21 protein-coding genes are annotated in these 21,378 nt (G+C 58.8%); 10 read left to right on the plus strand and 11 right to left on the minus strand.

Going from position 1 to position 21,378, the window contains the following annotated elements; genetic code table 11:
- Nucleotides 1-501: 501 nt before the first annotated feature.
- Nucleotides 502-1,488 carry a tRNA dihydrouridine(20/20a) synthase DusA gene (gene dusA / locus ACZRJ6_RS00005; RefSeq protein ID WP_463969979.1) on the plus strand — a complete coding sequence of 329 codons (987 nt, stop codon included), beginning with the start codon at nt 502-504 and terminating at the stop codon, nt 1,486-1,488.
- A 325-nt stretch (nt 1,489-1,813) separates the two neighbouring features.
- On the plus strand, nt 1,814-2,740 hold the full coding sequence (gene tal / locus ACZRJ6_RS00010; RefSeq protein WP_133101572.1) for a transaldolase: 927 nt from the start codon (nt 1,814-1,816) through the stop codon (nt 2,738-2,740).
- Between the two features lie 66 nt (nt 2,741-2,806).
- On the opposite strand, the gene rssC is transcribed toward tal, so the two are convergent.
- Together rssC and rssB are read right to left on the minus strand one after the other, a co-directional pair.
- Nucleotides 2,807-3,289, minus strand: coding sequence for an anti-sigma factor antagonist RssC (rssC, locus tag ACZRJ6_RS00015; RefSeq protein ID WP_133101573.1), 483 nt, complete (start codon nt 3,287-3,289; stop codon nt 2,807-2,809).
- Nucleotides 3,289-4,470: a two-component system response regulator RssB gene (gene rssB, locus ACZRJ6_RS00020; RefSeq protein ID WP_149412914.1), complete on the minus strand. Its 1,182-nt coding sequence runs from the start codon at nt 4,468-4,470 to the stop codon at nt 3,289-3,291. Before rssB ends, rssC begins: the two co-directional genes overlap by 1 nt.
- A 278-nt stretch (nt 4,471-4,748) precedes the next feature.
- Between rssB and ACZRJ6_RS00025 the strand changes: the two genes are divergently transcribed.
- A complete protein-coding gene (locus ACZRJ6_RS00025) occupies nt 4,749-5,048 on the plus strand; it encodes a PilZ domain-containing protein (protein WP_133101575.1) in 300 nt (99 codons plus the stop codon).
- 59 nt (nt 5,049-5,107) lie between these two features.
- Here the strand turns inward: ACZRJ6_RS00025 and ACZRJ6_RS00030 are convergent, their stop codons facing one another.
- A complete protein-coding gene (locus ACZRJ6_RS00030) occupies nt 5,108-5,794 on the minus strand; it encodes an MlaA family lipoprotein (protein ID WP_463969978.1) in 687 nt (228 codons plus the stop codon).
- Nucleotides 5,795-5,988: 194 nt separating this feature from the next.
- On the opposite strand from ACZRJ6_RS00030, the gene ACZRJ6_RS00035 reads away from it, so the two are divergent.
- Both ACZRJ6_RS00035 and ACZRJ6_RS00040 read left to right on the plus strand, forming a co-directional pair.
- Nucleotides 5,989-6,600 (plus strand): HAD family phosphatase, encoded by a 612-nt coding sequence (locus ACZRJ6_RS00035; RefSeq protein WP_463969977.1) that lies wholly within the window; start codon nt 5,989-5,991, stop codon nt 6,598-6,600.
- A 122-nt stretch (nt 6,601-6,722) separates the two neighbouring features.
- Nucleotides 6,723-6,986, plus strand: a complete 264-nt coding sequence (locus ACZRJ6_RS00040) for a DUF4404 family protein (RefSeq protein WP_133101578.1) — start codon at nt 6,723-6,725, stop codon at nt 6,984-6,986.
- Between the two features lie 37 nt (nt 6,987-7,023).
- On the opposite strand, the gene queF is transcribed toward ACZRJ6_RS00040, so the two are convergent.
- Together queF and copI are read right to left on the minus strand one after the other, a co-directional pair.
- The gene (gene queF / locus ACZRJ6_RS00045; protein ID WP_463969976.1) at nt 7,024-7,854 is read right to left on the minus strand and encodes an NADPH-dependent 7-cyano-7-deazaguanine reductase QueF; all 831 of its coding nucleotides are present in this window, start codon (nt 7,852-7,854) and stop codon (nt 7,024-7,026) included.
- A gap of 69 nt (nt 7,855-7,923) precedes the next feature.
- Nucleotides 7,924-8,454 carry a copper-resistant cuproprotein CopI gene (copI, locus tag ACZRJ6_RS00050; RefSeq protein WP_463969975.1) on the minus strand — a complete coding sequence of 177 codons (531 nt, stop codon included), beginning with the start codon at nt 8,452-8,454 and terminating at the stop codon, nt 7,924-7,926.
- A gap of 157 nt (nt 8,455-8,611) precedes the next feature.
- Here copI and ACZRJ6_RS00055 point away from each other — a divergent pair, with 157 nt between their 5' ends.
- Both ACZRJ6_RS00055 and ACZRJ6_RS00060 read left to right on the plus strand, forming a co-directional pair.
- A complete protein-coding gene (locus ACZRJ6_RS00055) occupies nt 8,612-9,292 on the plus strand; it encodes a heavy metal response regulator transcription factor (RefSeq protein ID WP_463969974.1) in 681 nt (226 codons plus the stop codon).
- Entirely contained in the window at nt 9,292-10,653 is a 1,362-nt protein-coding gene (locus ACZRJ6_RS00060; RefSeq protein ID WP_463969973.1) for a heavy metal sensor histidine kinase, read from the plus strand. The genes ACZRJ6_RS00055 and ACZRJ6_RS00060 overlap by 1 nt, the downstream gene beginning before the upstream one ends.
- Before the next feature lie 8 nt (nt 10,654-10,661).
- On the opposite strand, the gene ACZRJ6_RS00065 is transcribed toward ACZRJ6_RS00060, so the two are convergent.
- From ACZRJ6_RS00065 to ACZRJ6_RS00075, 3 genes are read right to left on the minus strand one after another with little or no spacing between them, the layout of a single operon-like run.
- On the minus strand, nt 10,662-11,906 hold the full coding sequence (locus tag ACZRJ6_RS00065; protein WP_350614572.1) for a lipoprotein-releasing ABC transporter permease subunit: 1,245 nt from the start codon (nt 11,904-11,906) through the stop codon (nt 10,662-10,664).
- A 59-nt stretch (nt 11,907-11,965) separates the two neighbouring features.
- Nucleotides 11,966-12,649 (minus strand): lipoprotein-releasing ABC transporter ATP-binding protein LolD, encoded by a 684-nt coding sequence (gene lolD, locus ACZRJ6_RS00070; protein ID WP_463969972.1) that lies wholly within the window; start codon nt 12,647-12,649, stop codon nt 11,966-11,968.
- Nucleotides 12,650-12,656: 7 nt separating this feature from the next.
- Nucleotides 12,657-13,907 (minus strand): lipoprotein-releasing ABC transporter permease subunit, encoded by a 1,251-nt coding sequence (locus tag ACZRJ6_RS00075; RefSeq protein ID WP_463969971.1) that lies wholly within the window; start codon nt 13,905-13,907, stop codon nt 12,657-12,659.
- 94 nt (nt 13,908-14,001) lie between these two features.
- Between ACZRJ6_RS00075 and ACZRJ6_RS00080 the strand changes: the two genes are divergently transcribed.
- Nucleotides 14,002-14,586 (plus strand): PilZ domain-containing protein, encoded by a 585-nt coding sequence (locus ACZRJ6_RS00080; protein WP_463969970.1) that lies wholly within the window; start codon nt 14,002-14,004, stop codon nt 14,584-14,586.
- A 66-nt stretch (nt 14,587-14,652) separates the two neighbouring features.
- Nucleotides 14,653-15,375, plus strand: a complete 723-nt coding sequence (locus ACZRJ6_RS00085) for a glycerophosphodiester phosphodiesterase (protein ID WP_149412903.1) — start codon at nt 14,653-14,655, stop codon at nt 15,373-15,375.
- Nucleotides 15,376-15,417: 42 nt separating this feature from the next.
- Here ACZRJ6_RS00085 and sthA read toward each other — a convergent pair whose 3' ends face one another.
- Both sthA and ACZRJ6_RS00095 read right to left on the minus strand, forming a co-directional pair.
- A complete protein-coding gene (gene sthA, locus ACZRJ6_RS00090) occupies nt 15,418-16,812 on the minus strand; it encodes a Si-specific NAD(P)(+) transhydrogenase (protein ID WP_463969969.1) in 1,395 nt (464 codons plus the stop codon).
- Nucleotides 16,813-17,001: 189 nt separating this feature from the next.
- Nucleotides 17,002-17,973 (minus strand): FAD:protein FMN transferase, encoded by a 972-nt coding sequence (locus tag ACZRJ6_RS00095; RefSeq protein WP_463969984.1) that lies wholly within the window; start codon nt 17,971-17,973, stop codon nt 17,002-17,004.
- Between the two features lie 313 nt (nt 17,974-18,286).
- On the opposite strand from ACZRJ6_RS00095, the gene tcuC reads away from it, so the two are divergent.
- A complete protein-coding gene (gene tcuC, locus ACZRJ6_RS00100) occupies nt 18,287-19,579 on the plus strand; it encodes a tricarballylate/proton symporter TcuC (protein WP_463969968.1) in 1,293 nt (430 codons plus the stop codon).
- A 64-nt stretch (nt 19,580-19,643) separates the two neighbouring features.
- Here the strand turns inward: tcuC and ACZRJ6_RS00105 are convergent, their stop codons facing one another.
- Entirely contained in the window at nt 19,644-21,107 is a 1,464-nt protein-coding gene (locus tag ACZRJ6_RS00105; protein ID WP_463969967.1) for a glyceraldehyde-3-phosphate dehydrogenase, read from the minus strand.
- Between the last annotated feature and the right edge of the window lie 271 nt (nt 21,108-21,378).

The raw sequence follows: 21,378 nt of genomic DNA on the forward strand, positions 1-21,378 counted from the left end.
ATTCAGTTGTTAAAGAGCGGTTGGTTAAGATCTTTCGTCTCAACCGAGCGGCGCATTCTACAGCAGCCTCTGTTGCTGTCAAGCGGTTATTTTAAGAAGCTTTCAAAGTTTCCCTTGTAACTTCAACCACTTGCGCTTCCGATCTCTCGTTAGCGGGAGGCGAATAATACAGGATTAAATCCTGCGGTCAACCACCCTCCTCAATCTTTTTTGCATCGGGCCACTCCGCCTACAAACCGCACGCTTCGGACCCGAATTGACTTGTAATACAGCTACAAGTTAGCGGCCTTTCAGCACAATCGTACCGAGAGGCTCCCCCTATACATAAGTCAGCACAGCGCCAAGCACAGGCGACCTACAGCAACGCCCCCGCTCCAAGTGATGACGCTGGCGGAACAGTGGACCAAGAATGCACCGGGCCAGAACAATAGGCCTCTCCCAACACCACCACCTCATCCCTGATAAACTGCGATCCTTCGCCTTTCTGATTCAGATCCCCCAATGTCCCTACAAACTGCTTCACTCTCCCGTCGCTTCTCCGTCGCCCCGATGATGGATTGGACCGACCACCACTGCCGCTTCTTCCTACGCCTACTCTCCAAACACGCCCTCCTCTACACCGAGATGGTCACTACCGGCGCCATCCTCCACGGCGACCACGAGCGTTTCCTGCGCCATAACGATGCCGAACACCCGCTCGCCTTGCAGCTGGGCGGTAGCGTCCCGGCGGACCTAGCTGCCTGCGCTTGCATGGCCCAGGCCGCTGGTTACGATGAGGTCAACCTCAACGTCGGCTGCCCCAGCGACCGCGTACAAAACAACATGATCGGCGCCTGCCTCATGGCTCACCCGGCTCTGGTAGCAGATTGCGTGAAAGCGATGCGTGATGCGGTATCGATCCCGGTGACGGTGAAGCATCGGATCGGGATCAATGGCCGGGACAGTTATCCTGAGCTGTGTGATTTTGTCGGGCAAGTGAAGGACGCGGGCTGCACCAGCTTTACCGTGCATGCGCGGATTGCGATTCTGGAGGGGTTGTCGCCCAAGGAGAATCGGGACATCCCACCGTTGCGTTATGACGTGGCGGCGCAATTGAAACGCGATTTTGCCGAGCTTGAGATTATTCTCAACGGTGGGATCAAGACGCTGGAGGAGTGTGAGGAGCATTTGCAGACGTTTGACGGGGTAATGCTGGGCCGCGAGGCCTATCACAACCCATATGTGCTGGCCGAAGTGGATCAGCGGCTGTTTGGGGCTACGGCGCCGGTGATCAGTCGGGCCGAGGCGTTGGCGCAGTTGCGGCCTTATATAGCAGAGCATCTGGCGATAGGCGGCTCGATGCATCACATTACCCGTCACGTGCTGGGGTTGGGCACGGGCTTCCCGGGGGCGCGGAAGTTTCGGCAGTTGTTGTCGGTGGATATTCACAAGGCCAGCGATCCGCTGGCCTTGTTGGATCAGGCGGCGGAGCTGCTGGAGGGGCGGTAACTGAACAGCCCGGAAGCCTGACGGAGCGCAGTCGCTCAATTGGGGCACTTCGCACCCCAACGGGAGCAAGCTCCCTCGCCACAAGGGCTGGGTTGGCCGAGATTGTGTGGGGAGTCATGGCCATCCCTGGCTAATCACTCCTTTAGGCGAATCGTCGCTGGGTTGAACCTGTCCCGCCTTTTGCCCTCTTATTTACCAGCAAGGCCCGCCATTCAAACAACCGTTTTCAGGTTGTTGCCGCTGTGGGCCGTTGAACGCATTCGCGCCCTTGAGCGGCTGTCGGCGCTCGGGTAATGTCATCAGACCCATAGGACAGAGCACGCCCATGACTTCCAAGCTGGAACAACTCAAGCAAATGACCACTGTGGTTGCCGATACCGGCGACTTCGAAGCTATCGCTCGCGTCAAGCCGGTGGATGCCACCACCAACCCTTCGCTGCTGCTTAAGGCAGCGTCCATTGCGGGTTATGCCAAGTTGCTGGACGAGTGCGTTGCTGACTGCAATGGCGACGTCGGCCTGGCCAGCGACCGTTTTGCAGTAGCCGTCGGCCAAGAGATTCTGAAAGTAGTACCCGGCCGTATTTCCACCGAGGTGGATGCGCGCCTGTCGTTCGATACCGATGCGGTGCTCAAGCGCGCACATCGCTTGATTGACCTGTACGAAAAGGCCGGCATTGGCCGTGACCGCGTGCTGATCAAGATCGCGTCCACTTGGGAAGGCATCCGCGCCGCCGAACAGCTGGAAAAAGAAGGCATCCAGACCAACCTGACTCTGCTGTTCTCCTTCGCCCAAGCCGTGGCTTGTGCTGAAGCGGGCGTATTCCTGATTTCGCCATTCGTGGGCCGTATTTACGACTGGTACAAAAAGGCTAATGGCAACGACTACACCGGTACCGATGATCCGGGCGTGCAGTCAGTAACGCGCATCTACAACTACTACAAGGCAAATGGTTACAAGACCGTGGTGATGGGTGCGAGCTTTCGCAACCTGAGCCAGATCGAGGAGTTGGCCGGTTGTGATCGCCTGACCATCAGCCCCGACCTGCTGGAGAAGCTGGCAGCCGACAATGGCAAACTGGAGCGCAAACTGGCGCCGGGCCATGCCGGTGAAGCTCGTGTGCATATGACCGAAGCGCAGTTCCGTTGGGAATCCAACGAAGATGCGATGGCCACCGAGAAGCTGGCCGAGGGCATCCGTCAGTTTGCTCGTGACCAGGAAAAACTCGAAGTGCTGTTGACCGCAAAGCTGTAAAAGCGAAGGCAAAAAGGGCGGCACCCTCGCGGGCCCGCCCTTTTTCGTGGCTGCAATTCTATAAGATCAATGCCGCTCCAGCGCATTCACCAGGTCGTGGAACGCCTCGCGATTGGAGTCGTTCAAGCCCATCAGGATCTTGTGAGCTTCCAGCACCTTGATCCGTACCACTTCCTCGGATTGATCCTGGGACGGCAGGTCGGTCAGGCATTCCGTGCACGGGATCGGGCGATCAACAATGTTGAACACTTGATCGAAGCCCATGGACTGCAAGAGCCGGGTGATGTCTTCATGGGTGGTAACGACGGTCGGCAGCAGTCCGACCTTCTGCCGAGACAGAATGGACAACTTGGCCAACAGCCCAAGGGTGGTGCTATCGATGCTGCGGGTTTCGGTCAGATCGATCACGATCGCCGAGAAGTTCAGGGCAGTGAAAATCCGCTCAATCGTCGCATCCAGCGCCGAACACAAGGTCAGACGCACTTCACCGACAAATTTCAGGACAAAGGTCCCGTCTTGCTCGGCGAACTGGATTCTTCCGGTACTCATCAAAGATTCCTGCTCAACACCAGTAGGGCGATATCATCCGGCATCTCCCCCAGCGTGGCCAATCCAAAAACCTGCCGCAGGCCATCCAGGCTGCCGCCCGCCGACCTGACCCGTTGAGGCAAGGCGGCTTCTTTCTCTTTGAGTGTAGGCTCTGGCAAAAGGTCCAGAATGCCATCGGACATCAGCGTCAAGCTGAAGGTCGGCGGCAGTTCCAATACGTGGTCTTCGTAGGTGGCTTCATTGAACAAGCCCACTGGCAAACCACGCCCTTCCAGATAACGAACACTGTCCGGAGTATACAAAACCGGCAATGGCAGGTGACCGCCAATGCTGTAGGTCAGAAGACCCGTTTCTTCATCAATCACGCCGCCCACCATCGTCACGTGCTTGCCCAGCTTGCAGCTGATCAGGCCTCGGTTGATGTGGCCCAGCACTTGCGAAGGAGTGAACTCTGGCAAGGTACCGTTGCGCTTGGATTCGAACAACAGCCGTGTGGTCATGAACTTCAACAACACGGTCACGAACGCAGAAGATGCACCATGGCCAGAAACATCAGCCAGGTAGAACGCGACACGCCGCTCATCAACGCGGAAGTAGTCGACAAAATCACCCGACAGATACAGCGACGGGATGATCTGGTGGGCAAACTGGAACTCGTCGATGGTCCACGGGCTGACCGGCAGCATGTTCATCTGCACCTGGCGACCGGCGTTCTGGTCTTCCTGGAGCAGGTTCAGGCTGGCTTCGAGTTCTCGGTTGGCGGTTTCCAGCTTTTCGCGGTAGCGCTGGTTTTCCAGCAGCAGGCGCGAACGATCAAGCGCACGGCGCACCGAGTGCTCCAGCACCGCCAGGTCTTCCAGGGGTTTGATCAGGTAATCGGCGGCGCCCAGGCGCAAGGCCTCGACAGCATCGTTCATCACGCCAGCACCCGACACGACAATGACCGGCGTCTGCGGGGAAAGGTCGGTGACTTGGCGGATCAGTTCGAGACCGCCCACCTGAGGCATGCGCAGGTCGCAGATCACAAGGTCGGGCTTGTCGCGCCCGAACACCTGAAGACCCTGGAGGCCATTGCTGGCCTGCAGGACGCTGAAGCCACTGTCTTCCAAATAGGCCGCGAGGCTCGCACGCACTACTTCGTCGTCATCGATTATCAGCAGCGTGGCACTGGTTTTCTGCATGTGGGCAAACGGCGCCAGAATTAGGTTGGCGTAGGCAGACAGGCTTTGGCCTGGCTCACACTACTGGATTCGCTTTCTAGCCTCTCTGTCCTACAAAAACATGAGTTTTTAACCCACGCACAAAGGTAAAGCAGAGGTGCCCTTCTAAGGCGCAGACGGTACTCCCATCCGCCAGGGGTTTCAAGCTCATGCCGATGGTCGCCAGACGTCTTTACATCGCAAATCACCGGGAGTTATAAGAACAGACAAAACCACAACGCAATGGAAGGATGAAACCTATGAGCGGAAACGAGCGTGACTACGCTGAGAAGCGTGATTTCATTCGCATGCGGGTGGATGCTGAGGTATCTCTTATCCATGCAGGGCAAGTCATTGCCGCCACATGCGTGGACCTTTCCAGCTCGGGAATGCAGGTGCAGGCGCCACAGCTATTCAAGATCGGGGACAAGGTAAGCGTACGCATCGACTCCGAGCATGCCGCACTCAAAGGCCTGGAGGCTGACACCGAAGTGGTGTGGGTACAGAAACTGGATGATGGCCAACAGAAGCTCGGCCTGTCGATCCTGAAGATGGACTGAAATCAGCACATACAAAAAAGGCGACCCGAAGGCCGCCTTTTTCATTTAAGGCTTAAACCTTAAAAATCGTCCACAACCTTGCCATCTTTTACCTTGAACTCGCGGTTCTGCAGGTAGGCATTGCGGATGAAAGTGTATTTGTCGCCGTTGATAAGCTTTTCAGCAGACAGCAGGCTGGCACGGGTGTCGACGATGTCGAGACCCATGGTGCTGTTGCGCCACCCAATGTCATTCATGTAGCGGTACGGTTCGGTGAAGCTGTCCACATACTTGGACGGCGCGTCACGCAGGGTGCTTGGGCCCAGCAGCGGCAGCATTACATACGGACCGCTGCCGACGCCCCAGTAGCCGAGGGTCTGACCGAAGTCTTCGTCATTGCGCTGCAGCCCCATTTTAGTGCCTACATCGATGACGCCCAGCACGCCGAACGTGGTGTTCACCAGCAAACGGGCGGTATCGACGCCAGCGGCGTGGGGTTTGAGTTGCAGCACATTATTGGCAAGGTTGCCGACGTCGCCGATATTGCGGAAGAAGTTGTGGACACCGTCTTCAACAAACTGCGGGGTGATCCACTGATAGCCTTGAGCCAAAGGCTTGAGGGCATAAGTATCAATGGTGTCGTTGAAGGTGAAGATCGGGCGGTTGACGCTTTCCCATGGATCGTCTTCCGCGGCCTGGGCGGCAAAAGGAACCAGCAGGACACTGGCACACACGGATAGCTGAGCTAGACAATGGCTCCAGCGCATAGCTTGAACTCCTTGAATGATCTGTCACGGGCGCTATGCCCTGAATTAGGCGTCAGTATATGACGGAAGTGTTAGATTAGGCAGCCTTAGGGAAATGTCATTCATAAAATGTACAAAATCCCTACAATTGGAATTGATGTAACCTGCCTGTCACCCACGTCCGATAGCGTCACTGCTATTTCAGGGACGTCGATATGCCCCACGCCGAGATTGTTGTCGCCAGCGCCCCGTCCTTGACCGCCGTACTGTTTGGCCTGAGTGGCTGCCTGGTGGACTTTGGTTCCCTGGCCCGCGCCGACATCGCTCCCGGCACCGAAACCCACGCCACCCCCGGCGCCTTGAAGATCCTGCAATCCCTAGAAGAACAAGGCATCCCCTGCGCCTGGCTGGATGAACTACCGGTAGCCGTCGCCACGCCCCTGGCCGGCGTGCTGCCTCGCTGGATTAAAGGAGCGACGCCCGCTACCACCCGCTGGCCCGCACCCCACGCCTGCTGGCAAGCCTTGATGGACTTGAACATCGAACGCCTGGAAGGTTGCGTTCTGGTCAGCGGCGAACCACGCCTGCTGCAGTCGGGGCTCAACGCCGGGCTCTGGACCATAGGCCTGGCGTCGTGTGGCTCCCTGTGCGGGCTCTCCCCTGCACAATGGCAGGCGCTGAGCGAGCAGGAGCGCGAGCACAAACGCGCCAAGGCAACGATGGCGCTTTACGGACTGGGGGTGCACTCGGTAATCGATCACTTGGGCGAGTTGGGTACTTGCCTCGCGGATATCAGCCTGCGGCTGCTCAAGGGCGAGAAACCCTGAGCGGCAGATTGATCAAGATCATGCACTGCACGCGGGAGTGGATTAATCTACAGGCCAGACCATAGACCTTTATCGGCGTGCCGCGGTCTATGCCAATGCCTATCGATAAAAGGAAGAACGCCATGCCTGCCCGCGAACTGCAAGAACAGCTCAATACCCTGCGCGAGCAATTGGAGCAGAATCCGCCGCTGTCGGAAGCCGAGCGTGAAAATCTGCAAGAGTTGATGGCTCAGATTGAGCTGGAACTGAACCTCGAAAATACCACCCAGAATCCCAGCCTCGCCGACGGCGTGAACCTCGCGGTAGAACGTTTTGAACTGGAACACCCAGCCATTGCAGGGACCTTGCGCAACATCGTGTTGACCCTGGGCAATATCGGGATCTGACACAAAAAGCCCCGCGATCAAGCGGGGCTTTCCAGTGTTACTGGCGGGCCAGACGCAAGTTCTGGAACTCCACCGCCTCGGTACTGCGGTACGGATTGATATCCAACCCACCCCGACGCACATACCGTGCATACACCGTCAATTTCTCCGGTTTCAGCAAGCGCTGCAAATCCAGGAAGATCCGTTCCACACACTGTTCATGAAAGTCCGAATGCTGGCGAAAGCTCACCAGGTATTCCAGCAGGCTGGCGTGATCCAACGCCGCGCCGCGGTACTCCACCGCCACGCTGCCCCAATCAGGCTGGCTGGTCACCGGGCAGTTGGATTTGAGCAGATGACTGTGAACGCTCTCTTCCACAATGCGCGACTCATCACAACGCAACAGTTCCGGACGCGGATGCTCGTAGTTGCTGACGCTGATATCCAGATCATCAATGCACACGCCTGGCAGACTGCCCACGCCTTCGGCTTCCACATCGCCAAGGCTTCGGATTCGCACGCCAACCGGTTTTCCGGCGGCGGTGCCCAAGTCCGTACGCAAGGTAGCCTCAAGGCTTTGCGTATCGACAAACGCCGTCTGATTCAGCGAGTTGAGGTAGAGCTTGAACGATTTCGACTCGATGATGTTTGGCGAATCGGCCGGGATGCTGAATTCACCGATAGCCACCACCGGCTTGCCGGACGGCAACAGCCAGGACAACTCAAAGCAGTTCCAGAAATCCACACCCTTGTAAGGTAGCGTGTCGGCGCTCAGGCCGAGCTCGGCCCACTTGGCGGCACGGGGAATCGGGAACAGCAATGAAGGGGTATAGGTAGAAATGTATTCACTGGACTTGCCCAGCGGCGAATGTTCGGCTGCGGGATGCATGGCGGAAACCTGGCTAAATAAACCCCGCCAGTCTACCAGCCTTTGCTCCCGCCTTTGAACGCCAGGTGCTTACTGGCTGACGGTGAGCTTGCCCACCATGCCCGCCTGATAGTGCCCGGGGATGTTACAGGCAAACTCCAAGGCACCAGCCTTGCTGAAAGTCCAGGTCAGCTCGGCGGTTTTGCCTGGTTCCACCAGCACGCTATTGGGGTCGTCGTGTTTCATGCCGCCCATGTTGCCATGGCCCATGGTGCTGTGGTCCATATTGCCCATCTTCACGCCCGTCGCCGTCAACATACCGCTGGCCTGCATCTCCAGCATCTCCTTCTGATGACTGGCGTGCATGGCCGCGTCGCCGAGATTGAATTCATGAAGCAACTGGCCTTTATTGACCAGTACGAAGCGCACGGTCTCACCGGCCTTTACATCGAGGGACTTGGGCGAAAAGGAATTGTCCTGTAGCACCACCTCCACCGTACGCGTGGCCTTGGTGGCAGGCGCAGCCGCGCCGAAAGCATAGGTGTGAGCCCCAGATGCCAGGACTGGAGCACTCAACACCAGCAAGCAGCCCGCTAACAGCCAGGATTTACGTAAAAACATGTTCATTCTCCAGAAAGTTTGGAATTAGCCTATGGAAAACTCTACGGATGCGCCGCTGCCAGCCAGCTGACTGTTAGATTACAACTTTGTCAGGTTGCGCCTGCTCCGTGGCGCTCACGGTATAAAGCCTGCTGTTACCCGTTGCCATGAGCCACCCATGAAACTACTGATCGTCGAAGACCAACCGAAAACCGGTCACTACCTGCGCCAGGGCCTCGCCGAAGCTGGGTTCAACACCGAGTTGGTGGCCGACGGCACCACCGGCCAGCACCTGGCGCTAACCGGCGACTACGACCTGTTGATCCTCGATGTGATGTTGCCGGGCCGTGATGGCTGGCAAATCCTCCAGGCAGTGCGCAGCGCCGGGCTCGACATCCCAGTGCTGTTCCTCACCGCACGAGACGCCGTGGACGACCGGGTCCGCGGCCTGGAGTTGGGGGCCGACGATTACCTGGTCAAGCCCTTCGCCTTCTCCGAGCTACTGGCACGGGTGCGCAGCCTGTTGCGCCGTGGCAGCAGCGCGCCCCAGGAAACCAGCCTGCAACTGGCCGACCTGCGCCTGGACCTGATTCGCCGTCGGGTAGAGCGGGATGGCCAGCGCATCGACCTGACGGCCAAGGAGTTTTCCCTGCTGGAACTGCTCTTGCGACGCCAAGGCGAGGTGTTGCCCAAGTCGCTGATTGCTTCCCAGGTCTGGGACATGAATTTCGACAGCGACACCAACATCATCGAAGTAGCTATCCGCCGGCTGCGCCTGAAAGTCGACGATAGTTTCCCCAACAAGCTGATTCATACCGTGCGCGGCATGGGGTATGTGCTTGAGGAGCGGGTCAGTTGATGAAGCGAATTTCCCTGGCCAGCCGCCTGGCGCTGCTCTTTGCGGCGTGTACGGCCGTGGTCTCACTGTTGGCGGGCGTGCTGTTCAACCATGCCAGTGAGACGCACTTTATCGAACTGGATCAGCAGTTGCTCGACGGCAAGCTGGTGGCCCTGCGCAGCGGGCTGCAAGGCGCCGACACGCCTGAGCTATTTGCCCAACGGGAAACTGCACTTCGAGAGGAGCTCAGCCACCAACCCGACCTGTCCCTGCGGATCAACGCCGCCGATGGGCAGCGCTGGTTCGACAGTTCGCCGGCAATTCCCCTCGACTTGCCAGCAGCCCCCGGCCTGCATAGCCTGCAAAACGCTGGAACGGACTACCGCGTGTATAACGCAACGCTCGTGCCTGGCAACGCTGGCTCCCCACAATTGACCCTAATGCTCGACATCACCCACCACCAACACTTCCTGCAACGTATGCAGCACCTGATTTGGCTGACCGTCGGGCTATCGGCCCTGGCCACCGCCCTGCTCGGCGCCTGGGCAGCCCGCAGTGGGTTGCGCCCCTTGCGCCAGATGAGCGAAGTGGCAGGCAGCGTGTCCGCACACTCCCTGGCCCAGCGCCTGCCTCAAGAACAAATGCCCGTAGAACTGGCGGAACTGGCCCAGGCCTTCAACGCCATGCTCCGTCGCCTGGACGATGCCTTCCAGCGACTCTCGGCGTTCTCCGCCGACATCGCCCATGAACTGCGCACGCCGCTGTCGAACCTGCTGACCCACACTCAGGTCATCCTCACCCAGCCCCGGCTTCTGGAGGATTACCGCGAGGCGCTGCACAGCAACCTGGAAGAGCTGCAGTGGATGGCACAGTTGGTCAATGACATGTTGTACCTGGCCAAGGCGGACCATGGGTTGCTGGTTCCCAAGCGCGAACCCTTGGCGTTGGGCGATGAAGTCGATGCGTTGCTGGAGTTTTTTGCGCCGCTGGCGGAGGACACTCAAATAAGTTTGCTTCGGGACGGTACCGCCAGCACGGCGGGCGATCGAAGCATGCTGCGCCGTGCACTGTCCAACCTGCTGGATAACGCGCTGCGCTTTACCCCGCAGGGTGGCGAGGTCAGAGTCAGGATGAACGAGGCCAGCCAAGGTGTGACACTGAGTGTGGAAAATACCGGGCAAGGCATTCCCCAGACATTGCTGCCGAGGTTGTTTGATCGGTTCTACCGGGCGGACCCGGCCCGGCATGAGGGGAGCAGTGAACATGCCGGGCTTGGACTGGCAATTACCCAGTCAATTGTGCGGGCCCATGGCGGGCAGATTCGGTGTGAATCAGGCACTGGGTGGACAAGGTTTGTCATTGAGCTGCCCAAGACAGCCTAACGATCAAGTCAGGAATACCTCAGCGCATGCGCCGGCTCAATCTTCGCCGCTCGATACGCCGGATAAATCGTCGCAAGGAAACTCAACACAAATCCGGCACCGCAAATCAGCAGCACATCGCCACCTTGCAGCTCCGAAGGCAGGTTGCTGACGAAATACACATCGGAACTGAAGATGTGCTGCCCCGTCACCCGCTCCATCCAACCCACCAGCTCACTGACATTCAGCGCCGCAATTACACCGAGTACTCCGCCGATCAAGGTACCGACAATACCGATCACCGTGCCCTGGACCATGAAGATCGCCATGATCTGCCGGGGCGTGGCGCCGATGGTACGCAGGATCGCGATGTCTGCGCCCTTGTCGTTCACCACCATGATCAAGGTGGCGATGATGTTGAAGGCGGCAACGGCGACGATCATCAGCAACAGCAGGCCGATCATCGTCTTTTCCATCTTCATCGCGCTGAAGAGGCTGCCCTGGGTGTGCGTCCAGTCGTCCGCCTTGTAGTCTGCGCCGAGGCTGGCAGCGATGTCCGCCGAAACCTTGGGCGCCGCATACAGATCTTTCACGGCAAGGCGCACGCTTTGCACCTGGTTCGGCTCCCAATGCTGCATCTGCGCGGCATCGGCGACGTGGATCAAGGCCATGGAGCCATCCAGCTCGGCACCCACCTTGAACACACCGACCACATTTAAACGCTGCATGCGCGGGGTGATGCCACCGGGAGCGCTGCTGATTTCCGGGACGATCAGCGTCAGTTTGTCACCGACATTCAGTCGAAAGCGCCGAGCAGTGATCTCGCCGATCACTACACCGAACTCGCCAGGCTTCAGATCATCAAGACGGCCCTGGACAATATGCTGGGCAACGATGGAGACCTTGCCTTCCTGGGCCGGATCAACGCCGCTGATCTGGATCGGCTGCATCGACCCCTTATAGGACAGCATGCCTTCCATTTCGGTGAACGGCACGGCGGCGGTCACTTCGGGGTTTTTCATCGCGGCAGCGGCCACCGGCTGCCAATCGCTGATCGGATTGACGCCAACGATGGTGGCATGAGGCACCATGCCGAGGATGCGCGTGCTCATTTCGCGCTGGAAGCCGTTCATTACCGACAACACCACGATCATCGCCAGCACGCCAAGGGCGAGGCCGATCATCGAGGTCATCGAGATAAACGAAACAAAACGGTTGCGGCGCTTGGCGCGGGTATAGCGCGTGCCGATGAAAATCGATAACGGTCTGAACATTCGCGGGCACCGTTGAAAAAATAGAGAACTCGGGCGCGGGCGCCCGGGTTTGACACAGGTCAGATGGCGACCAGATGACCTTCCTGCAGGTGCAACACGCGGTCCATCTGCCGGGCCATGCTCATGTCATGGGTCACCACCAGGAACGCTGTGCGCATCTGGGTGCTCAGTTCCAGCATCAAGTCCTTGATGCCCTGGGCGGTGTGGGAGTCGAGGTTACCGGTGGGCTCATCGAGCATCACCAGGCCTGGGTTGTTGACCAGGGCGCGGGCAATCGCCACACGCTGGCGCTCGCCGCCGGACAATTCCGACGGTTTGTGCTCCAGACGATGACCCAGGCCAACCCGCTCCAGCAACGCCGTGGCCCGCTGGCGAGCTTCAGGAATAGCGGTCTTGCCGATCAACAGCGGCATGCAGACGTTTTCCAGGGCGGTGAACTCTGGCAGCAAGTGGTGGAACTGGTACACAAAACCCAGCGACCGATTGCGCAACTGGCCGCGCGCCTTCTCGTTCAAGGCCGACAGCTCTTCACCGGCCAGCCAGACGCTGCCCTGGGATGGTGTATCAAGACCGCCCAACAGGTTGAGCAAGGTACTTTTGCCGGACCCGGAACTGCCGACGATCGCGACGCGCTCGCCCGGATGCAGTTCAAGTTGCAGGTTGGACAGCACCACCACGGATTCCGGGCCTTCCTCGTAGGATTTGCCCAGGTTGCGGCAGCTCAGGATTGCTTTTTCACTCATGCCCGATTCACTCATAACGTAAAGCCTGCGCTGGCTGGGTACGTGCCGCGCGCCAGGCTGGATACAGGGTGGCAAGGAAACTCAGGACCAACGCGGCGCCGCCAACCATCAACACGTCCTGGCTCTGCACCTGGGACGGCAAGTAGTCGATGAAGTAGACGTCGGCGTTGAGGAACTTGTGGCCGATCAGTGTTTCCAGGGCGGCGATGGCGGCGCTGACGTTCAATGCGGCAAAAATCCCCACTGCCGTACCGATCAAGGTACCGACCACGCCAATCACCGTGCCCTGGACCATGAAGATCGCCATGATCTGGCCCGGCGTGGCGCCAAGGGTGCGCAGGATGGCGATATCGCCCTTCTTGTCGTTCACCACCATCACCAGGGTGGAGATGATGTTGAAGGCGGCAACCGCGACGATCAGCAGCAACAGCAGGCCGATCATGGCTTTTTCCATGCGGATGGCCTGGTAGAGGTTGCCGTGGGTACGGGTCCAGTCGCGGGCGTAGAACTGGCTTTCGCCCAAGTGCTGGGCGATTTCCCATGAAGTGCGTGGCGCGTCGAACAGGTCGTTGAATTTCAGGCGCAGGCCCTGGACCTGGTCAGGCTTCCAGCGGTGCAGGCGCGCCAGGTCGGTGAGGTTGGTCAGGCCGAGGAAGCCGTCTATCTCGCCGGCGCCGACGTGAAACACGCCGACCACGGTGAAACGCTTCATGCGCGGGAACATGCCGGCCGGGGTCACGGTAACTTCCGGGGCGACAAAGGTCAGTTTGTCGCCGATACCCACGCCGAGCTTGGCCGCGGCCCTGTCGCCGATAACAATGCCGAAGCTGCCGGGCGACAAGTCGTCCAGTTTGCCCTGTTGCATGAAGTTATCGATGATCGAAACGTTGCGTTCCTGGGTCGGATCGATGGCATTGAGCAGGACTTTCTGCACCTTGCCGTCGTTGGTCAACAGGCCCTGCATCTGGGTAAAGGGCGCAACCGCCAGCACTTTCGGGTTCTGCTTGACCTTGGCGGCCAGGCTTTGCCAGTCACTGATGGGTTCACCGGTTTCGATGGTCGCGTGGGGCACCATGCCCAGTACGCGGGTGCGCATCTCATGATCGAAGCCGTTCATCACCGAAAGCACCACGATCATCACGACCACGCCGAGGGCGAGTCCGATCATCGAGGTCAAGGAAATGAACGACACAAAATGATTGCGACGCTTTGCACGGGTATAACGCGTGCCAATAAATACGAAGAGAGGTCTGAACATGTCGGGGCTTGTTCGAAGGAAAAGAAGACGTCCTTGTGGCGGGGTCAGGTAAGCAGCTTTACACTCAGACCATCACCGCTACCTTGGGTTCGCCATGTCGACATTAGATGAAGAAGATCGCCGCGAATACTACCGTATCGACGACATGATCGCACTCCAAATCAGCAGCCTGTCTGCCGCTCAAGCGCAGAGCAAGGAAATGTTGCTGGATGATTCCCAACTGTTCAATCTGCTCAGCGAATTGCACCTGAGTGAATTCGAATCCCAGCACCTGCTGCGCCAGATCGGCGAGCGCGACCGCACCCTGGCCGCGTTCCTCAAAGTGCAGAACAAACGCATGGACCTGCTCAGCCAGGTCATGGCGCAGAGCCTGCTGGGCGAGATCGGCGCACCGCAGCCGGTGGTCATCTCCGAAGGTGGCATCGAGTTCCAGCACCCCACGGCGCTGGCACCCGACAGTCATGTGGCGGTCAAGCTGGTGCTGATGCCCCAGGCGCTGGGCCTGCTGCTGCGGGCCAAAGTCACCCATTGCGATGCCAGGGGGGACCGTTTTGACGTTGGCACCGAATTCGAAGCCATGACCGACGCCCAACGCCAGCTACTGGCGCGCTATATCCTGCAGAAGCAGGCCCAGGAGCGACGCCTGGCACGGGAACAAAGCGAAGCCCAAGACACCTGAATTCGAATACCGTCTGGCACGCTGTGCCATTCATCCCGCCAGGACGCCTGGCGTAAAGGAGCAATTGTGACCCTGATTTATGGCCACCGCGGTGCCAAAGGCGAAGCACCGGAAAACACCCTGACCAGCTTTCAGGAATGCCTCAAGCACGGCGTTCGACGCTGCGAACTGGACTTGCACCTGTCCATGGACGGCGAGTTGATGGTCATCCACGACCCCACCCTCAAGCGCACTGCCGAGCGACGCGGCAAAGTGGTTGAGTATTCGGCGGCTGACCTTGTGAAGATCGACGCACGCAAGGGCGGCCCTGGCTGGGTCAATCCGTGCCCGATTCCGCGCCTGGAAGAACTCTTCGAACAGTGCGATTTCGACCACTGGCAACTGGAAGTCAAAAGCGCCTCACGCACCCGCGCCGCCACCACAGTGTTGGCGATCAGGGAAATGGCTCAGCGCTTTGGCTTGATGGACAAGGTCACGGTGACCTCAAGCTCGCGGGAAGTATTGAAAGCGGCGCTGGACCTCACCCCGGACCTGTCTCGCGGGCTGGTCGCCGAATACGCCTGGCTCGACCCATTGAAGGTCGCGCAAAGCTATGGCTGTGAGATTCTGGCGTTGAACTGGACGTTGTGCACCCCTGAGCGTCTGGCCAAAGCCCAGCGCCAAGGGCTGCACGTGTCCGTGTGGACAGTCAACGAACCAGCGCTGATGCGCAGGCTCGCCGACTTCGGCGTAGATAGCCTGATTACAGACTTTCCCGGTTTGGCCACTGCCACCCTCGGGAATTACTGAAATCGGTCTCCCCGGCCGGCTCAGGCCACCGGCCGGAGCCGCTCAAAAAAGCCGGTTGAGGCCGTCGTAAGCCGCTACTCGATAAGCTTCAGCCATGGTCGGGTAGTTGAACGTAGTGTTGACGAAATACTTGAGGGTATTTTGCTCACCCGGCTGGTTCATGATCGCCTGGCCGATGTGCACGATCTCCGAGGCCTGGTAGCCGAAGCAATGCACGCCAAGGACTTCCAGAGTCTCGCGGTGAAACAGTATCTTCAGCATGCCCTGGGGCTCACCGGCGATCTGTGCGCGAGCCATGCTCTTGAAGAACGCCTTGCCCACTTCGTAAGGCACCTTGGCCTTGGTCAGCTCGTGCTCGTTCTTGCCGATGGAGCTGATCTCGGGAATGGTGTAGATCCCGGTCGGCACATCGTTGACGTAACGCCAGCTGCCGTTGTCGACAATACTGCCAGCGGCCGAGCGGCCCTGGTCGTGGGCGGCACTGGCCAGGCTCGGCCAGCCGATCACGTCACCGGCACCGTAAATATTGGTCACGCAGGTGCGATAGTTCTCGTCCACCTCGATCTGGCCACGGCTGTTGACCTTGACCCCGACGTTCTCCATGCCCAGCTTGTCGGTGTTGCCGGTACGGCCGTTGCACCAGAGCAAGGCGTCGGCCTTGATCTTCTTGCCGGACTTCAAATGCAGAATCACACCGTTATCCAGGCCTTCAACGCGGTCGTATTCCTCGTTGTGGCGCACGGTGATGTTGTTGTTGCTGAAGTGATAGCTCAACGCCTGGGAAATTTCCGAGTCGAGGAAGCTCAGCAACTGGTCACGGTTGTCCACCAGCTCCACCAGTACACCCAGGCCGCTGAAAATCGAGGCGTATTCACAGCCAATCACGCCGGCGCCATAGATGATCAGTTTGCGCGGGGTGTGGCCCAGGCTAAGAATGGTGTCGCTATCGTAGATACGCGGGTGGTGGAAATCGATATCGACCGGGCGGTACGGACGCGAGCCAGTGGCGATGATGATGTGCTTGGCCACCAGTGTTTCGACCACGCCATTGGCGCAGACCACTTCGATGGTTTGCTCATCGGCGAAGCTGCCGGTGCCGAAGAACAGATCGACGCGATTGCGGGCGTAGTAGCCGGTACGCGAGGCGACTTGTTTGGCGATGACTTTTTCAGCGCTCTTGAGCACGTCCGGGAACGAGAACCAGCGCGGCTCACCAATGGCCCGGAACATCGGGTTGGTGTTGAACTGCATGATCTGGCGCACCGAGTGACGCAAGGCCTTGGACGGGATGGTACCCAGGTGGGTGCAGTTACCGCCAACCTGGCGACGGCTATCGACCATCGCCACCTTGCGCCCTGCTTTCACGGCGTTCATCGCCGCACCTTCTCCAGCTGGGCCGGAACCCAGTACCACCACGTCGTAGTTGTAGACAGCCATGCGTACTCCTCAGAACAGGCCAGGCGCACGGTTGGGCGCCTGGCTAAATCATGCCGCGGCCAGCGGTCATGAAGGATCAATGTGGCTCAGGTGTGTGAACCAGGGCACAGTCTATATAAGCCTCAGCGCCGCGCACATTAACCCTTGGTCGCGTCGTAGGCCAGTTTTGCCTTTACTACACAATGCTTGTTATGGCTTGGGCGCCGTCAATAGCTCAAAGGCCTTGTTGCTGCGTGTGACGAAACCAGTCCCCTCGCGCATCACAAAAAATGCCGCAATCTGGTGTTTTTCTGCGTATTCCCAGCCTTGTTCAGGCCCCAGTACCAGTAACACTGTCGACAGGCCATCGGCCATCAACGCCGACGGTTGCAGCACCGTGACCGACGCCAACTGATGGGAGATCGGCGCGCCAGTACGGGCATCCAGGGTATGGGAATACCGGCGACCATCCTGCTGGAAATAATTGCGATAGTCACCCGATGTCGACACACCGAAGCCATCCACGGCGATGATGCGCTCGGCGATTTGCTGGTCGTCGCGGGGTTCTTCCAGGCCCACGCGCCAGGTTGATCCGTCGGGCTTGCGGCCAGCAGCCTTGAGTTCGCCGGTGGCTTCAGCAAGGTAGTCGCGGATGCCCAACTGGTTCAGCCGCTCGGCGATACGGTCTACCGCGTAACCGGCGGCGATACTGTTGAAGTCCACCTCAACGGCGGCGTCCTTGCACAGTTGATTGCCATCGATGCGCAAATGCTGGTGGCCGACACGTTGGCGGGCATCGGCAAGGGTCGTGGCGTCCGGAATTTTTATCTCCCGAGCCTGGGGACCGAAGCCCCAGAGGCTCATCAAAGGCTCGACCGTCAGATCGAAAGCACCATCGCTGGCCTGGGACAATTGCTCGCCCGTGCGCACCAGATGCAGGATCGGCTCCGGCATCCGCTGGCAGCTGTTGGCCGGCAGGTCGTTGAAACGCTCGATGTCGGAATCACTGCGGTAGGTCGACATCTGCCGATCGACCTCGCCGAGAATAGCTTCCACCTGCCGCTGGACCTCGGCTGGTTCCGGCGTACCGGGGCCGCGGACGTACTTGATCGAATAGGTGCTGCCCATGGTTGGGCCGCCAAAACTTTCCAGGGTCTGGGCAGCGTTACAACCCGTAAGCATTACCAAACAAACAACCACTACATCGCGTAAACCGCCCATGGGCATCAAACCTTATCTCTATCGAACTGACTGAGCCTGTACTCAAACACAGCTTCAGGACTGGCCATTATGCGGCATTCAGCCGCCCGCGATATCGCTCCAGAAAAAACAGCAGCAGCGGTAATTAGCCAGCTTGCTAACGGTTTTTGTTGCCCGCACCGCGAGATACACATATCGTTACAAAACTGTTCAGAGCAGCCTCGTGCCAAGACTTTGCAGCCAGGACGAGTAGCAACCAGGGATTTCCAACAAGATAGCCAGTTGAGTAAACGACATGTCCACCACCACGGGCAAAGGCAAGGCGATCTTTCGCGTTGTCAGCGGCAACTTCCTTGAAATGTTCGACTTCATGGTCTACGGCTTCTACGCCACAGCCATTGCCAAGACCTTCTTCCCTACCGACAGCGCCTTCGCTTCATTGATGCTGTCTTTGGCCACCTTCGGTGCCGGGTTCCTGATGCGCCCGCTGGGGGCGATTTTCCTCGGTGCCTACATCGACCGTCACGGCCGTAAAAAAGGCCTGGTGATCACCCTGGCAATGATGGCTGCCGGTACGGTGCTGATTGCCTGCGTTCCAGGCTACGCCACCCTGGGAGTGGCCGCGCCGTTGATCGTGCTGTTTGGCCGCCTGCTTCAAGGCTTCTCTGCCGGTGTCGAGCTGGGAGGTGTGTCGGTGTACCTGGCGGAAATCGCCACACCCGGCCGCAAGGGCTTCTTTGTCAGTTGGCAGTCCGCTAGCCAGCAAGCCGCAGTGGTATTCGCTGGCCTCTTGGGCGTCGGCCTGAACCACTGGCTAAGCCCGGAAGAAATGGGTGACTGGGGCTGGCGCGTGCCGTTCCTGATCGGTTGCCTGATCGTGCCAGTGATTTTCGTGATTCGTCGTTCCCTGGAAGAAACACCGGAATTCCAGGCCCGCAAACACCGCCCTACCCTGCGGGAAATCGTCCGATCCATCGGCCAGAACTTCGGCATTGTGCTCGCTGGCATGGCGCTGGTGGTGATGACTACCGTGTCGTTCTACCTGATCACCGCCTACACCCCGACCTTCGGCAAGGCCGAATTGCACTTGTCGGACTTCGACGCGCTGCTGGTAACCGTGTGCGTCGGCATCTCCAACTTCATCTGGCTGCCGGTGATGGGTGCGGTGTCCGACAAGATCGGCCGTAAACCGCTGCTGCTGGGCGCGACCATTCTGGCAATCCTCACCGCTTACCCGGCGCTGTCCTGGCTGGTAGCCAACCCGAGTTTTACGCACCTGCTGATTGTCTTGTTGTGGCTGTCGTTCCTGTACGGCTCATACAACGGCGCCATGGTCGTAGCACTGACCGAAATCATGCCGGTAGAAGTGCGTACAACCGGCTTCTCCCTGGCCTACAGCCTGGCGACCGCGACCTTCGGCGGCTTTACCCCGGCGGCCTGTACCTACCTGATCCATGTGCTGGACAACAAAGCAGCACCGGGGATCTGGCTCAGTGGTGCGGCGGTGTTGGGGCTGGTTGCAACTCTGGTGCTGTTCAAGGGTAATCGCCATGAAGTGCGCACCGCAGAGGCCGCTATAGCTCGCTAAGGGGTTAAATCGCAGATAAAAAAACGCCCCGACTAATCGGGGCGTTTTCATTTACCGCTGATGCTTAGCGCGGGAACGCTGGCGGGTTGACCCCGGCCATGTCTTCCATCACGCGAACCACCTGGCAGCTGTAACCGAACTCGTTGTCGTACCAGACGTACAGAACAGCGCGGTTGCCTTGGCAGATGGTCGCTTCAGCGTCCACCACGCCAGCATGGCGCGAGCCAACGAAGTCGGTGGAGACCACTTCCTGGGAATTGACGAAGTCGATTTGCTTATGCAGATCAGAGTGCAGCGCCATGTAGCGCAGGTACTCGTTCATCTCTTCACGGGTGGCTGGCTTCTCAAGGTTGAGGTTGAGGATAGCCATCGACACGTTTGGCGTCGGCACACGGATCGCGTTACCGGTCAGCTTGCCAGCCAGCTCAGGCAGAGCCTTGGCAGCGGCAGTGGCAGCACCGGTCTCAGTGATCACCATGTTCAACGCGGCGCTACGGCCACGGCGATCGCCCTTGTGGAAGTTGTCGATCAGGTTCTGGTCGTTGGTGTACGAGTGAACGGTTTCGACGTGACCGTTGAGGATGCCGAACTTGTCATTCACAGCCTTGAGCACCGGCACGATGGCGTTGGTGGTGCAGGAAGCGGCAGACACGATCTTGTCGTCAGCGGTGATTTCAGCGTGGTTGATACCGTGAACGATGTTCTTCAGCTTGCCTTTGCCAGGCGCGGTCAGAACAACGCGGTCGATACCCGGGCAGGCCAAGTGCTGACCCAAGCCCTCGGCATCACGCCACACACCGGTGTTGTCCACCAGCAGTGCGTTCTTGATGCCGTACTGGGTGTAATCCACCTCGGTCGGGTTCTTCGCGTAGATCACCTGGATCAGGTTACCGTTGGCGGTGATGGTGTTGTTTTCTTCGTCGATGGTAATGGTGCCGTTGAACGAACCGTGTACCGAATCGCGACGCAAGAGGCTTGCGCGCTTGGTCAGGTCGTTGTCGGCACCTTTACGCACAACAATGGCACGCAGGCGCAGGCCGTCGCCGCCACCGGTTTTTTCGATCAGGATGCGCGCCAGCAGGCGGCCGATACGACCGAAACCGTACAGGACAACGTCGGTGCCTTTACGGGCGCAAGCGCCCTGCTGGTCAACCACATCGGCCATTTCTTCACGGACGAACTGCTCGGCAGTTCGGCCATTGCCCTGGGCCTTGAACTTGACGGCCAATTTACCGAGATCCACCGAAGCCGCGCCGAGCTTGAGCTCGCTCATGGCTTTAAGCAGAGGGAATGTTTCGTGGACGGAAAGTTCGACATCGTCAGACTGACGGTGGCGAGCAAAGCGATGAGCCTTGAGAATCGCGATGACTGACTGGTTGATCAGGCTGCGGCCATAGATCGAGCTAACCACGCCGTTATTGCGGTATAGCTGACCGATAAGTGGAATCATCGCTTCCGCAAGTGCTTCACGGTCGATCCATTCACCAAGACACTGGTCGGGCTTCTGAGTCACGGGAACCTTCCACATGTAGGGGCTGAAAAAAGGGGCTACATTATGCCGCCCAGTCGCCCTCTGAGCAATGCGCGCGCCACAACAAAACCCTTTGCGAAAAACACACACCCCGCGCCAGCCCAGTAAATACGCGGCTTTCAGGACACCCCCAAAGCGAGAGCCCTTGGCCACTTGTCCGTAACCCTCCGAAACATATGGCTAATCCGGCACTACATATTGAGCTAAATGACCCCATTGTTTGTCTTAGCCACTACATTTCCCTCAATACGTATTAGGCACAGTCTAC

The organism is Pseudomonas sp. C321, assembly GCF_055407105.1.